General features: G+C 73.2%; 12 protein-coding genes and 1 pseudogene. 8 read left to right on the plus strand and 5 right to left on the minus strand.

What is annotated here, in order from left to right; all coding sequences use genetic code 11:
- Positions 1-69 precede the first annotated feature (69 nt).
- A complete protein-coding gene (locus C5N14_RS13590; RefSeq protein WP_117668451.1) occupies positions 70-816 on the plus strand; it encodes an oxidoreductase in 747 nt (248 codons plus the stop codon).
- Positions 817-926: 110 nt separating this feature from the next.
- Here C5N14_RS13590 and C5N14_RS13595 read toward each other — a convergent pair whose 3' ends face one another.
- From C5N14_RS13595 to C5N14_RS13610, 4 genes are all read right to left on the minus strand, one after another.
- On the minus strand, positions 927-1,559 hold the full coding sequence (locus tag C5N14_RS13595) for a TetR/AcrR family transcriptional regulator (protein WP_117668452.1): 633 nt from the start codon (positions 1,557-1,559) through the stop codon (positions 927-929).
- The gene (locus tag C5N14_RS13600) at positions 1,454-2,887 is read right to left on the minus strand and encodes a methyltransferase (RefSeq protein WP_117668453.1); all 1,434 of its coding nucleotides are present in this window, start codon (positions 2,885-2,887) and stop codon (positions 1,454-1,456) included. Before C5N14_RS13600 ends, C5N14_RS13595 begins: the two co-directional genes overlap by 106 nt.
- The gene (locus C5N14_RS13605; protein WP_117668454.1) at positions 2,884-3,780 is read right to left on the minus strand and encodes a hypothetical protein; all 897 of its coding nucleotides are present in this window, start codon (positions 3,778-3,780) and stop codon (positions 2,884-2,886) included. Before C5N14_RS13605 ends, C5N14_RS13600 begins: the two co-directional genes overlap by 4 nt.
- 472 nt (positions 3,781-4,252) lie before the next feature.
- Positions 4,253-5,056 (minus strand): HAD family phosphatase, encoded by an 804-nt coding sequence (locus tag C5N14_RS13610; RefSeq protein ID WP_117668455.1) that lies wholly within the window; start codon positions 5,054-5,056, stop codon positions 4,253-4,255.
- Between the two features lie 711 nt (positions 5,057-5,767).
- On the opposite strand from C5N14_RS13610, the gene C5N14_RS31750 reads away from it, so the two are divergent.
- The 5 genes from C5N14_RS31750 (at position 5,768) to C5N14_RS32135 (ending at position 10,096) form a co-directional block, all read left to right on the plus strand.
- Positions 5,768-6,070 carry a hypothetical protein gene (locus C5N14_RS31750; protein WP_128763571.1) on the plus strand — a complete coding sequence of 101 codons (303 nt, stop codon included), beginning with the start codon at positions 5,768-5,770 and terminating at the stop codon, positions 6,068-6,070.
- Positions 6,071-6,442: 372 nt separating this feature from the next.
- Positions 6,443-7,120, plus strand: coding sequence for an NBR1-Ig-like domain-containing protein (locus tag C5N14_RS13625; RefSeq protein WP_128763572.1), 678 nt, complete (start codon positions 6,443-6,445; stop codon positions 7,118-7,120).
- Between the two features lie 262 nt (positions 7,121-7,382).
- The gene (locus C5N14_RS13630) at positions 7,383-8,246 is read left to right on the plus strand and encodes a peptidoglycan-binding protein (RefSeq protein ID WP_117668457.1); all 864 of its coding nucleotides are present in this window, start codon (positions 7,383-7,385) and stop codon (positions 8,244-8,246) included.
- Positions 8,247-8,298: 52 nt separating this feature from the next.
- The gene (locus C5N14_RS33090) at positions 8,299-9,081 is read left to right on the plus strand and encodes a peptidase inhibitor family I36 protein (RefSeq protein ID WP_243639559.1); all 783 of its coding nucleotides are present in this window, start codon (positions 8,299-8,301) and stop codon (positions 9,079-9,081) included.
- Between the two features lie 82 nt (positions 9,082-9,163).
- Positions 9,164-10,096 (plus strand): SpoIID/LytB domain-containing protein, encoded by a 933-nt coding sequence (locus C5N14_RS32135; protein WP_165878102.1) that lies wholly within the window; start codon positions 9,164-9,166, stop codon positions 10,094-10,096.
- A gap of 175 nt (positions 10,097-10,271) precedes the next feature.
- Here the strand turns inward: C5N14_RS32135 and C5N14_RS13645 are convergent, their stop codons facing one another.
- A complete protein-coding gene (locus C5N14_RS13645; RefSeq protein ID WP_117668458.1) occupies positions 10,272-10,580 on the minus strand; it encodes a hypothetical protein in 309 nt (102 codons plus the stop codon).
- A 262-nt stretch (positions 10,581-10,842) separates the two neighbouring features.
- Between C5N14_RS13645 and ssd the strand changes: the two genes are divergently transcribed.
- Together ssd and C5N14_RS13655 are read left to right on the plus strand one after the other, a co-directional pair.
- Positions 10,843-11,946 (plus strand): septum site-determining protein Ssd, encoded by a 1,104-nt coding sequence (gene ssd, locus C5N14_RS13650; protein WP_117668459.1) that lies wholly within the window; start codon positions 10,843-10,845, stop codon positions 11,944-11,946.
- A pseudogene (locus C5N14_RS13655) lies at positions 11,943-12,179 on the plus strand (pilus assembly protein CpaF); the annotation flags it as partial. The gene ssd and the pseudogene C5N14_RS13655, both read left to right, overlap by 4 nt.

The following is a 12,179-nucleotide window of genomic DNA, read 5'->3' on the forward strand; positions in this document are numbered from 1 at the left end:
GTCGAGCGCCTCCGGCCGGGAGGGGTGCCCTTCGCACCCGGCGGGCCGGCGGGTCGCTAGCGTGACGGGGTGACCACCGACCCGCTCGCCCCGCTGCTCGCGCTCGCCGACATCGCCCCCGCCGTCGACCGGGCCCGCGAGCGGGTCGACCAGGCGCTGCGGCACCGCGCGCTGCGCCGGCACGGCGGCCAGGTCGCGGCCGAGGTGAGCCTCCGCTGTGCCGTGGCCAGCGCCGCCCTGGAGGGGGCGGCCCACGACCGCGAGGCGGTCCGCGCCGGTACGGTCACCGACCCGGTGCTCCAGGGCGCGCTGCGGGTGGCCGGGGCGCTGCCCGGGCTGACCGAGCGCTGGCCGAAGGCGCCCCGACAGGTCCTCGCCCGGCTGCACGTGCTCGCCGCCCGGGACGTCGTACCCGCCGACGAGCTGGGGCGGCCGGTGGCCGACCCGGTGGTCGGCGCCCGGCTGGACGGCCTGGCCGGGCTGGTCGCCGGCGGCACCACCGTGCCCCCGCTGGTGCTGGCCGCCGTGGTGCACGGCGAGCTGCTCAACCTGCGTCCGTTCGCCGGGCCGTCCGGGGTCGTGGCCCGGGGCGCCGCCCGGCTGGTGCTGATGTCCACCGGCTTCGACCCGCGCGGGCTGGTCGGCGCCGATGTCGGCCACCGCGAGCGCGAGCCGGAGTACGTCGGCGCGGCCGGTGCCTTCGCCACCGGCACCCCGGACGGGTTGCGCTCCTGGCTGCGGCACTACCTGACGGCGGTCGAGGTCGGCGCCGACCAGCTCGCCGCCGTCGGCGACGAGATCCTCGCCGCCGCCTGACCCGTGCGCCCTGATCCGCTGCCCGACCCAATGCCTGAACCGTCACCTGGGCCGCGCGCCCTGTCGAGGCCCGGCCCGGCCGTGCCGGGCCCGGGCTCCCGGGCCGTCCCTCAGTCCCGCCGGATCGCCCGGTTGACCTTGGCCTGGAGTGCCCGCCGGGCGATCGGCCCCAGGTCGTCCACGATCTCGATGAGCACCGCGAGCTGGTCGAGCGCGGACATCGCCTGCTCGGCCGCCGCCCGGTCCACCCCGTCGTAGAGCTCCAGCCCGATGAACGCGGCCGACACGGCCCGGGCCAGGCCGGGCACGTCCGCGATCTCCGCGAACGGGGACCCGGCGAGCAGGCGACCCAGGACGGCCTCGATCTCGTCCACCCAGAGCTGGAGCGCGTCGGCCGTCGGCGCGGCCAGCCGCGCGTCGGTCTGCGCCCCGGCGAGCATCTGGGCGAGGAACGAGACGTTGCCCAGTTCCCGCTCCTGCTCGTGCAGGGCGCGGCCGACGGCGAGCAGCTCACGCAGCGAGCCGGCCCGGGCCAGCCGCGCCGACCAGTGCCCGATCCGCTCGACCGTGCTGGCCCGGCAGGCAGCGGCGAGCAGGTCGTCCACGCTGCCGTAGTGGTAGAACACCAGCGCCTGGTTCACCCCGGCGGCGGCGGCGATGGTACGGGCCGAGACCCCGGCGATGCCGTGCTCCCGGATCGCGGCGACGGCGCCGTCCAGGAGGCGCTGCTTGGTGTCGGACATCCCTCTCCTCGCGTGCCGGCTTCTCGCGTGCCGGCTTCTCCGGCTCCGGCTACTTGCGTGCCGGCCTCTCCGGCTCGTCGGGCGTTGGCCGGATGCGGCGGTGCGATCATCGCATCGGTCACCAACTGCGCGAGCCAGGCGACCCCGGGCAGCCGCAGCGTCCAGCCGGCCAGCGCCCAGCCGAGGTGGACGTGTTCGAGCGCGCGGGCGACGGCGGACACCCCGCGTTCCCGGTGGCCGTCGGCGCCCACGTACTCCGCCCGCCGCAGCACCCCGTCGTGCGTCGCTGCGGGCCGGAGGGCGAGGCCCACCGGGTGCCGGCGGGCCAGGAAACGCCACACCGCCGCGCACGGCCCGCAGCCGTCGTCGAGCCAGAGGACCGCGTCCGGCCCCGACGAGTACGGCCGCCAGCGCGGCCACCAGTTCCGGATCCGCCCCCGGTACGCCCGCCAGCCCTCCGGGTACCGGCCGGCGAGGTCGTGCTCCTCGTGCGGCCCGGCGACCGCCGCCGCGAAGGCGACCGCCACCGCGCCCGCGCCGGCCAGCGCCAGGCTCCCGGTCACCGCGGCGGTCAGCAGCACCAGGGCCACCGCGCCGAGCTGCATCGGGTTGGCCAGGTAGGCGTACGGCCCGGTGGTGACCAGCCGCCGGGGCGGATCCCACGGGTACGGGGTGCCGCCGCCCCGGACCGCGAACTCCCGCACGGCGGCGAGCGCCGGCGTCGCCACCAGCAGGGCGACCTGCGCGACGAGCAGCAGCCGGGACGCGGGCAGCCCGGTGAGCCCGGCCCAGGAACCGTCTCCCAGCTCGAAGGCCAGCGTTGGCACGAACCACAGCAGCAGGGCGGCGAAGAGGCCGACCTGGAGCAGCGCCCGGGCGGCCAGGTGCCGGCGGTCCGCGCACCACCGGCCGAGCAGTTGGGCGGGCAGGGCCACGGCGAGCAGCCCGACGGCCTCCCCGACGAGCCAGTGCGGACCGAGGCGGACCAGCGGGTGCAGGGCGGGCATCGCCACGGCGTCGAACCACAGCAGCAGGCCCAGCGCCAGCGGCAGTGGGAGGACCCGTCGCAGCAGCATCGGCAGCGGGCCCCACAGGGCGGCCCAGCCGATCCACAGGTCCACCGGCAGCCCCCGGTACGCGCCCCGCACGGGTGCGAAGGCGTACCAGCCGGTGCGCCGGGCCGCCTCGTCGAGCGCCGCGATGCCGACGGCGCCGGCGACGAAGGCCAGCAGCGCCGCCGCCCGGACGTTCCGGTCCCGCTCCAGCCGGGCGGCGGCGAGCACGGCCAGCAGGGGCACCGCCAGGCTCAGGTGGCGGGCGACAATCATCGCGGGACCGTCATGTCCAGCAGGTGCCCGACCCCCTCGCCGAGCAGAACGTGCTGCACCGGGCCGAAGTACCAGGACGGGTCGAGGCCGCGCCGGTAGTCCACGCTGATCCGGACCTCGGTGTGCCCGGCGTCGACCGCCCGCCAGCGCAGGTCCGCGTGCCGCCAGGTGAACCAGCGGGCGGTGATCGAGGTGTCCTCGACGAAGCGGAAGGTGACCTGCTGCGGCTGGGCGGTCTCGACCTCGGCGAGCAGGTGCCCGCCCGGCCCGTGCGCGCTGCCGTGGTAGCCGAACATCCAGCGGTCACCCACGGCCAGGCCGTCGCCGCTGACCTCGGTGGGGGTGGGCGCGCCCAGCAGCCGCAACGGCACGGACCGGACCGGGACGGGCCGGGGGCCGGCCGCGAGCCGCTCGGTGACCCGGTCGACGGGCAGCGCCACCACCCGGACCACCTCGACCGACTGCTCCGGATCCAGCCGGGGCCCGACCCCGCTGCCCTCCAGACCGGGCAGGAGCAGCAGTGGCACGGCGAGGGCCGGGTACACCCGGGAGGCGTCCCGTAGCGCGCGGATCAGCGCGGTCGTGCCGTGCGCCACCGCGTACACCAGCGGGGCGGCCAGGATGACGCAGACCGCCCCCTCGTGCAGCGCCACCGCCGCCAGCAGCAGCGCGATCGTGGTGACCACGAAGACCCGGCCGTGCGTCGTCCGGCCGGGGGAGAGGGCCAGGGCCGCCGCGAGGATCACCGGGAGGGCCACGAACAGCAGGGCGCTGTCGGCCCGCCCCGCGCGGACCGTGATGGTGAAGACCACCAGCCCGAAGGCCGCGATCAGCCCGGCCAGCACCCAGTTGGCGGCGGTCCGCCGCGGTGGCCGTACGCCCTGCTCCGACATGACACCCTCCCTGTTTTGAGCGGTCGCTCAAACGGAGCATAGGCGGATTTGAGCAATCGCTCAATACGGGCTTCGCCCGACGGCTGCGGCCCGACGGCCATGAGGTGTCGGGAACCGCCCGGACCAGGGAGGCGGGCAGTGGCGGTGGGCGGCGGGCGGGGGCCGCCGGGAGGGGCGGCGGGAGGGACGGCGGCCGGGCGCGCCGGGTCGAGGCCGTCACCGGAGGGAGAACGTGCTCGGCCGCGTGTGGGCGGGACCCTCGCTCGGGCGGGGCGCTGGGGCGCAGCCGCGCTCGGGCGGGCCGCCCCCAGGGTGGCCCGCGCCCGGGTCGGGCCGTTCTGGACGAGGTCCACCCCTGGTGGGGCCGCTCCGGGCGGGGCTCCGCGTCCGGGCCCGGTCAGGCGGCGGGGGGCGCTCGGGGAGGTGGTCGGGCGCGGTGGACGCCGGTCGGCGGGGTGACCCCGGGCGTCGGTCAGGCGACCGGGGCGGTGCGGGTGCGGCGGTGCCGGCCGTACCAGGCGATGCCGATGGCTACCCCGACGCCGACGCCGAGGGCCGCCGCGGCGACCGGGACGGCGGGGCGTTCCCGCAGCCGACGGCCCAGCGGGATCGGGTGCCGGAACTCCAGCACCGGCCAGGCGTTCTCGCTGGCCAGCTTGCGCAGCGCGCGGTCCGGGTTGACCACGCTCGGGTGGCCCACGCACTCCAGCAGCGGACGGTCGCTCATCGAGTCGGAGTACGCGTACGAGTCGGCAAGATCGTAGTCGCGCAGCCTGGCCAACTCGCTGACCGCCTCGACCTTGCTCGGCCCGGCGGCGTAGAACTCCACCTCACCGCTGTAGCGGCCGTCCGCCACCGTCATCCTGGTGGCGATCACGTCGGTCACCCCGAGCAACTCGCCTATCGGCCGGACCATCTCCTCGCCGGAGGCGGAGACCAGCACGACGTCCCGGCCGGCGGCCTGGTGCTCCTCGATGAGGGCCGCCGCCTCGGCGTACACGTAGGGGTTGATCAGCTCGTGCAGTGTCTCCGCGACGATCTGGCGGACCTGTTCCACCTGCCAGCCCTTGCAGAGCGCGGCGAGGTAGTCCCGGGTCTTGGCCATGGTCTGCTCGTCGGTGCCACCCAGCCGGAACATCAGCTGCGCGTACGCCGACTTGACCACGTCCCGCCGGGTGATCAACCCATCCCGGTAGAACGGCCGACCGAACGCCAAGGCGCTCGACTTGGCGATGACGGTCTTGTCCAGATCGAAAAAAGCGGCACTTCGGCCCACGGCGCGAAAGTCTAGCCCGATGGACTATCGTCGGCGGGTGCCTGGGGTACGGTCTCCGGCCCGACCCTGGGGGCGACCCCTATGACCCCTGCCGCTCAGTGACGGTGGTCACACTCTCCGAACATAATTTCGCACTGAGTGGAGGCGACACCACTCGACGTATACCGGTCTGCTCAGGCATGCTTGTGGTTGCGACGAGGATTCACGTGTCGTACGAAGCAGGCCCTCGGCGGTTGCACCCCCCGTGACCGCTGAGCCGGTTCGGCTCAACCCCCCCGGAGCCGAACCGCCCGACGACCCCCGTCTCCCCCCGACGGGGGTCGTCCCTTTTCCGGTCCGCTTCCGTCCCAGGTGACGACCCACTGACCGGGTCGGCCGGGTGGTTGTCCGCCCGCCCCCTTCCCAGGCGCCCCTGCGCCGCTGCGCTTCCGGCCGGAGACCGGCCAGCCGTTGATCGAGCTGGCCGAGGTGCTGCTGCACGGACCGCACCCGCCACCCCCTGGGAACGGGAACTGACTACCGCGTACGTCTGCGGTCGCAACGAGTGCCGGTTCTGCCAGCGCGCGCACTCGGCGTTCGCCGCCGCCCTGCTCGACGAGGGCACGACCCTGGTTGACCAGGTACGCGCCGACCTGGACAACGCCCCGGTCGGCCCGGTGCCGCTGCCACACGTACGTGTATGCGTAGTTCTTGCCGCATCCCTTGTACTGCTTGACCGATGCGGCGGTCTGCCCGCCGACGGTGATGTACGCCGTCGCGCCGATCTGCACCGAACTCCCGCAGTGTGGGTTGGTCTCGGCGTGGGCGGGTCCGGCGAACGCCAGCGCCGCGGGCACAGCCAGCCCGGCGACCGCGAGGATGCGCACACTACGTCGCAAGAAGCTCTTCATCGGTGACCTCCATCAATGTACCGGGACCGTCGTGCCCGGTATCGTCATCTATCACGATGATGGCCGCCGGGGCCCGTTCGGTACCTCTTACACCGCTCTGACAACACCTGCCGACGGCGTCTGACATGGGGGATGAATGGAAGACCAGCGTGCCGCCGCCGAGTCGATTCAGGACGCCATGGCCGCCGAGAGGTTCGCCGATCAGTTGCGAACACTGCGGACCGGGGTGGGCAACCCGTCATTCCGGAAGATGGCTGGGCGGTCGGGCCGCATCTCGCACACGACGCTGCACGAGGCCGCCGCCGGGACCAGGTTTCCCTCGTGGGAGACCACGCGCGAGTTCGTCCGGGCTTGCGAGGCGGACGAGGTCCAGTGGCGACGCCGATGGGAGGACGCTCAGAGCCCGGGGACGGGACACTCCGTCCCGGACGGCGACCTGACGCCGGTCAGCACCGATTCCTCGGCCACGGTCGAAACTCGGGGCACCCTAGACACGATGACGTCCGGTGTCGTGGCCGCCGAGACGTCCCGCGCCGTGGACACTCTGCCGGCCGGTAGGCCCGCCGTGCCCGGCGTCGCCGCGTCTTCGGACCTCGTGCCGGTGGGCCAACGCGCGCTGCGGGCCGCGGAGCACCCGCAGGCGGCGGCGGAGGACGAGGTCACGGGTGCGCGACGGCACCGGTTGCGGTGGCTCGCCGTCGCGGTGGCGGTGGCGGTGGTCGCCGTCCTGGGCGTCACCGTCCGCGGCCGGTCGTCCCCGGACGGCTCCGGCGCCGTGGCGGCGTCGCCGTCATCGGCAGGGTTCTCGGACGCGTTGATTCCCGGCGACTCGAGCCAGTTCGTCGCCGACGTCACCATCCCCGACGGTACGCGGGTGAAGGTGAACGCCCACTTCGTGAAGGTGTGGGCGCTCGCGAACGTGGGAACGGTCGACTGGCACAACCGCTTCCTCGCGCGGATGAACCCCACCGGTGACGATGACGGTTGCCGGGCGCCGGATCGGGTGGCGATCGGCGACACGCCGCCCGGCGAGCAGGTGATGATCAGTGTTCCGGTCATCGCGCCGAGCCGCCCCGGGAAGTGCTGGGTCAGCTGGAAGATCGTCGACGAGCACGGGCGGGCCTACTTTCCCAGTCGCCGGCCAATATTTTTCATGGTCACCGTCATCGCCTGAGTGCGTCTGGCGGCAGCCGCGGTCAAGCCCGCCACGCCGCCGCCCCGGTCGATTTCCCGGGTCCCGGCCGTCCGACCGGTGTCAGGGTGCGCATGCTCGATGTCAATCCCGGGTGCCACCCAAGCTGACAACACCAAATTCACCGAGGTCAGTGACGGCCTGACGGATCTGACAGGACAGCCGGGGTACCGAACAGCAGACCCCTTCTCGCAGAGTGATGTTCGTTCCGAACGCGACTCACTACCTACGAGGAGGATCGAGTATGCACCGTCCCTGGATAGCCGTCGGGCTCGCCGCGCTCTGCGTGGCAGTCGGCGTCCCGGCCCATGCATGGGCCGGGACGCCGACTGCCGCAGCGCAGCGGACCGTCACCATGGCCGCGGGGCCTGTCGTGGACATGGAGGCCACCGTCCTGGCCGCCCAGATCGACCCCCGCCGTGCCGACCACACACTGACCCCGGGCGCGAAGAGTTCCGTGCTCGCCGTCGAGCAGGCGCTCCAGGCCCAGAAGCTGCTGAACACGCAGTGGGTCGACGGCTACTTCGGCACCGAGACCGTCTCGGCGTACGCGGCCTACCAGCGCTCGCTCGGCTACACCGGCCTGGCCGCGAACGGGCTGCCCGGCACGACGTCGCTGACGAAGCTCGGGCGGAATCGGTACACCGTCGGCAACACGATCGGCCCGGGCGCGAAGGTCCAGCGTGACGGGTACGTCGTCGACGCCCGTACTCAGGCGATGCTGGCCGAGGCCCAGCGTCTGCTCGGTTACACCCTGGTGCTCGAGCAGGGCTCGTACAACCCCGGGGGCGACCCGACGTCGGCCGGTACGCACGACGGCGGGGGCGTGGTGGACATCGCGGTCACCGGCATGACCGCGGCCACGCGTACCGCCGTCGTCCGGGCTCTACGCCAGGTCGGCTTCGCAGCCTGGGTCCGTAACCCGAGTCAGGGTGACTGGCCGTGGCACATCCACGCCGTGGCGATCAACGACACGGACCTGTCCAGCCAGGCGCAGCACCAGGCCGGCGACTACTACCTCGGCATGAACGGCCTGGCCAACCGTGGCCCGGACGACGGCCCCCGGATTCCGATCAAAACCTGGGAGCAGTACCAGCGCGGGCAGTGACCCGCATCCGACCCGATCCACCAACCATCGCCCACTGTTCAGAGAGGACATCATGAACATCCGCAAGAGTCTCGCCGTCGTCGGCGCCGCGCTCGCCATGACCACCTCCATCCTGAGCGTCGCCTCGCCGGCGTCGGCGGCGTCCCGGGACGGGGTCTGCGACAGCGGTGAGTTCTGCTACTACTACAACAGCGACGAGGCCGGCTCGGTCTCGGACTTCACTGGGTCGCTCGGCGACTACGGCACGACCCAGCCGTCGTGCTACGAGTTCAAGGGTGCGGGCAACGGCCAGGGCGTGTGCGTGAAGAACAACGCCGCGTCGGTGTGGAACCGCACCAGCACGACCGTACGGGTCTACTTCAACAGCAACTTCGCCGGTGCGAGCCAGGACTTCGCGGCCGGGACGAAGGGCAACCTCAACGCCACGCTCAAGAACAACAACGCCTCGCACGACATCGTCGGCTCCGGCGGCGGCACCTACCCGGCCGACCCGCGCGCGTCCGAGGCTGTCGCGTTCGCGAGGGCGCGGCTCGGGCACACCGACTGGAACAACCAGTGCGAGCTGTTCGTCGAGCGGGCGTTCGGCACCAGCGGCCGGTTCGCCACGGCGCTCACGCACTACAACTGGCAGAAGAACAACGGGCGCATTCACACCGGCTCGGTGCCGCCTGCCGGAACGGCGGTGTTCTTCACGTCCACCACGTCGGCCGGGCACGTCATGCTCTCGATCGGCGGCAACAGCGCCATCAGCACCGGACCGAGCGTCTACCAGACCAACTCGTTCCGGGATCGGTCCGACTACCTGGGCTGGGCCTACGTCCCGAGCAGCTGGTGACCCGGCATGCGCTCGCACGCGCACCGGAGCAGCGCCCAGGCCAACCTCCAACACCTGCTCCACTTCTGAGAGGCGGCTGCGGATGACCATCCTGAAAAGAGCTTCGGGCATTCTGGCCGTCCTGGTGGCAGCGCTCGTCGGCGTCGCGGTGGCGCCGGGCGCCGCATCCGCCGCCGGCCGGGACGGGGTCTGCGACAGCGGTGAGTTCTGCTACTACTACAACAGCGACGAGGCCGGCTCCATCTCGGACTTTACTGAGTCGCTCGGCGACTACGGCACGACCCAGCCGTCGTGCTACGAGTTCAAGGGTGCGGGCAACGGCCAGGGCGTGTGCGTGAAGAACAATGCAGCGTCGGTGTGGAACCGCACCAGCAAGACCGTGCGGGTCTACTTCAACAGCAACTTCGCCGGTGCGAGCCAGGACTTCGCGGCCGGGGCGAAGGGCAACCTCAACGCCACGCTGAAGAACAACAACGCCTCGCACGAGCTGCTGAGCACAGGCGGGCCGACGGGCTGCAGTACCGACGGCACCAACAGCACGCTGCCGAGCACTATCCTGGTCTACCGGGTCGGTCTCGGGCGAGTCGACCGGGTCGACTTCAAGACGTACGTCAAGAACGTCCTCCCGAACGAGTGGGTGACGAGCTGGCCGGACGCCTCGCTGGAGGCCGGTGCCGTAGCCGTCAAGAGCTACGGCTGGTACTGGGCGCTGCACTCGACCCGGAAAACTCCCGGCGGACAGTGCTACGACGTCCGTGACGACACCGCCGACCAGGTCTACCGGCCGTCGTCGGCGCAGGCGTCGACGTCCTCTGCGGTGGACAGCACCTGGTCGGCCCGGATGACCCGGAGCGGCAACATCCTGCAGGCGCACTACTGCGCGACCACGACCGCGTGCGGTGGCTGGGTGACCGGGGACTGGCTGTCGCAGTACGGCTCGCGTGATCTCGCGAACTCGGGCAAGAACTACCAGGCGATTCTGCACTACTACTACAGCAACGTGGCCCTTTCCTGACGTCACGCGCCAACCGCGCCGCCCGTCGCAGATCCGCGACGGGCGGCGCGCTCGTGCCTGCGGTACGTTACGGCGCCACCCGTCGGCCGGAGGCGACGCGGCTAGACGCGGATGCGACCGTGGGCATCGCCGATCTCGAAGCCGCCCTGACCACGCCCTGCCGAACCGGCGACGGTCAGGGTGCCCGGGGCGAAGAAGCGGCGGCTGCGGCGATCGCCGCAGCGACGCACTCATTGTCCTTGACCAGGGCGCCGACCAAGCGCGGATCGGGCTCGACTGCCTCGACCAACCCACGCACCAGGTCGCGGATCCTGGCCTCGGGCGACGACTGACGGATGCCGGGGTGCCGCCGATGGAAGCTGTGCCAACGGCGGAGTCCGACGTCGACCAGGCGCTCGCGGTCGCTGGGTGAGGCGATGGGGCATCCCCGATCCCACCGGTCGGCCAATGCCGCCAGTGCCACTGCGCGAGCCGATTCGGCCATCCTCGCCTCCCTGCCGTCTCCACTGCCCCGGTGCCGACCGACACATGCCCAGGGCCAGTGATTTCGCCGGGTGCAACCTGTCGCCACCCTCCGCGCCCGCCACCTGCTCCGGGCTGCGGTGCCGTAGCAGATCGACCTGGCCTTCGGGCGTTATCCACAGGGACCCCGGTTGTCCACAGGTGAGCGCGCGCCATCGGCAGGGTCTGCTGATTCCCGGCACGCTCTCCGGCAGCACCCCCGAGCCCGACTGCTGGAGGCCGCGATGCCACCCCGTACCTCGTTTCCGCCGCCCCGGCGGCTGCCCCTGCTGGTGACCTCGGACGACGACCTGCTCGACGACCTGCTCCGGCTCGCCGCCGCCGGCGGCACCGAGGCCGAGGTGGCCGCGGACCCGGCGGCGGCCCGATCCCGCTGGACACCGGCGCCGCTGGTGCTGGTCGGCAACGACCAGGCCCAGGCGTGCCTGCGGGCGCGGCTGCCGCGCCGGCCACGGATGGTCCTGGTGGGCCGGTCCGGGCAGCTCGACCCCGGTTGGGAGATCGCCGAGCTGATCGGGGCCGAGCACGTCGCCATCCTCCCGGCCGCCGAGCCGTGGCTGGTGGACCGGTTCGCCGAGTGCGCGCCGGACCGCGCCGGCAACGGCGCGGCCCGGGTGGTCGCGGTGCTCGGCGGGCGGGGCGGCGCCGGGGCGAGCGTCCTCGCGGGCGGACTGGCCGTCACCGCCGCCCGGGCCCGACTGCGCACCCTCCTCGTCGACGTCGACCCGCTCGGCGGCGGGCTGGACCTGGTGCTCGGCTGGGAGCAACTGGAAGGGCTGCGCTGGCCGGCGCTCACCGACGCCGACGGGCGGGTCGACCCGCCGGCGCTGGTCCGGGCCCTGCCCAGTCGGGGTGACCTGGTGGTGCTCTCCTGGGATCGGGGGGACCTGCTGGCCCTGCCCGCCCCGGCGATGGCGGCCACCCTGGAGGCGGCGCGCCGGGGCCGGGACTTCGTCGTGGCCGACGTGCCCCGACACCTCGACGACCCGGCCGTGCTCGCGTTGCAGGCCGCCGACCAGGCATTCCTGGTCGTGCCGGCCGAGCTGCGGGCCACTGCGGCGGCGGCCCGGGTGGTCGCCGCCGCCGCGCCGCACTGCGCCCAGCTCTCCGTCGTCGTACGCGGCCCGGCCCCGGGGCGGTTGAAGGCCGTCGAGGTGGCCCGCGCCCTGGGGCTGCCGCTGGCCGGCACGCTGCGACCGGAGCCGGGACTCTGCCGGGGGCTGGAGCGGGGTGAGGCACCCGGCGCAGACGGGCGAGGCCCGCTCGCGGCGCTCTGCCAGCGGATCGTCGGCGAGCTGACCGGCCTGCCCGTGTCAGGCGCGGCATGACCGCGCCCGTCGGCGGCGAGGAGCTTTCCAGCCGGGTACGCCAGCGCTTCGCCGCCGCGGCCACCCCGGTCACCCCGGCCGCCGTCGTCTCCGCCGTACGCGCCGAGCCGGCTGCGGCGGTTCTCGGCGACACCGCCGTGCTCCGGATCGCCGGCCGGGTGCACGACGACCTCGTCGGCGCAGGTCCGCTGGCACCCCTGCTTGCCGATCCGGAGGTGACCGACGTGCTGGTT

Source organism: Micromonospora sp. MW-13 (assembly GCF_003434305.1).
Taxonomy (GTDB): domain Bacteria; phylum Actinomycetota; class Actinomycetes; order Mycobacteriales; family Micromonosporaceae; genus Micromonospora.